Here is a 1,402-nt window from a genome sequence, read left to right on the forward strand (position 1 = left end):
CAGCACGTCCCGCCCCTCGATGGAACGGTCGAGGTCCTTGAGGATGCGGACCACACCGGAGGACGACGTCGTCGACCCGTAGGACGAGACGGCCATGAACTCCATCGTGATCGGCACGGTCAGCGCGCGGGACAGGTCCGCCATCACCATCACCGCGCCCTTGAGGACACCGACCAGCAGGATTTCGCGACCGGCGTAGTCCGCGTCCACCCGCGCCGCCAGTTCCGCGATCTTCGTCGCGATCTCCTGCTCGCTGACGAGGACGTCGCCGATGTCGGGATGGACCCGAGCCGGGGACACCTCCGCAGCGGGGATCGAGGTGCCGTCGTTGTCGGCCTTCGCCGTCGCCGCCTGGCTCACCAGCCTGTCCTCCTGGTCGGGTGCTGGGTGGACCGGCCCGGCGACGCCCGGTCCCGCGGGTTCGGCGGGAATCGGTGCGTCTGGACCGGCGATGGCGATCCTGCCACCAGTCCGGCGTGCCAGCACGCCTGACGGGAGCGGGACCGGCTTCTGCCCGCGCCAGCGGGTCACAAGTTCCTCGACCGCCCAGATGTGCGAGGCACGCAGCGCGGAGGCTGACGAGCCCGCTGTCAGCGCGGCTCGGCGCAGCACCCGGCCCCGTACCGCCCGGGAAAGCGGGGCGAGCGCCTGGACGTCGAGCTCCACCCGCGCCGGACGGAGGGCCGTCTGCGCCGGGTCGAGCTCTGCCGGGGCCTGAGCCACGGCAGTGGCGGTGAGGTCGAGATACGCGTCGTCGGCCAGCGCCTCCAGCGCGTCAGCGTCCGCCCGCAGCAGGTCCGCGGTGCGGGCCAGCGCCTCGGCGATACCGGGCCCCAGCTCCGCCTCCAGGACGGGCAGCACCGTCGCGCGGGTGCGAGCCCGGGCGAACGCCGGGTCGGCGTTGGTGGGGTCCTCCCAGAAGGGGAGGTCAAGGAACTGACAGGCCTCGCGGGTATGGGCCCGCCGCAGGCCGAGCAGGGGCCGGCGGATCAGGCCGTCGGCGGCGGGCATGCCGCTCAGCGAGCGTGCCCCGGAGCCGCGCGCGAGCCGCAGCAGCACGGTCTCGGCCTGGTCGTCGAGGGTGTGGCCAAGCAGCACTGCGTGTGCCTGCAGACGCCCGGCGGCCGCGAGCAGGGCGGCCCGGCGGGCGTCCCGCGCGGCGCCCTCGGAACGGGGCGCGTGTGCCGCCAGGATCTCGACGGGGGACAACCCCAGGCTCTCGCCCTGCTCTGCCACCTCGGCCGCGCGGGCGGACGACGTGTCGTCCCAGGCGTGGTCCACCGTCAGCAGGCCGGCGCGCAGCGCGCGGCGGGGCGCGACGAACGCCAGCGCGGCGGCGAGCGCCAACGAGTCGGAGCCACCCGAGCAGGCGACGAGAACGAGCCCGCCGGGCGGAATGTCG

The 1,402-nt window shown here is 74.6% G+C and carries 1 protein-coding gene; it reads right to left on the minus strand.

What is annotated here, in order from left to right:
- Positions 1-1,402 (minus strand): tRNA lysidine(34) synthetase TilS (tilS, locus tag FDN03_RS16180; protein WP_138178611.1); only part of this gene is annotated, 1,402 nt, incomplete at both ends.

Source organism: Glutamicibacter sp. V16R2B1 (assembly GCF_005774635.1).
Classification (GTDB): Bacteria; Actinomycetota; Actinomycetes; order Actinomycetales; family Micrococcaceae; genus Glutamicibacter; species Glutamicibacter creatinolyticus.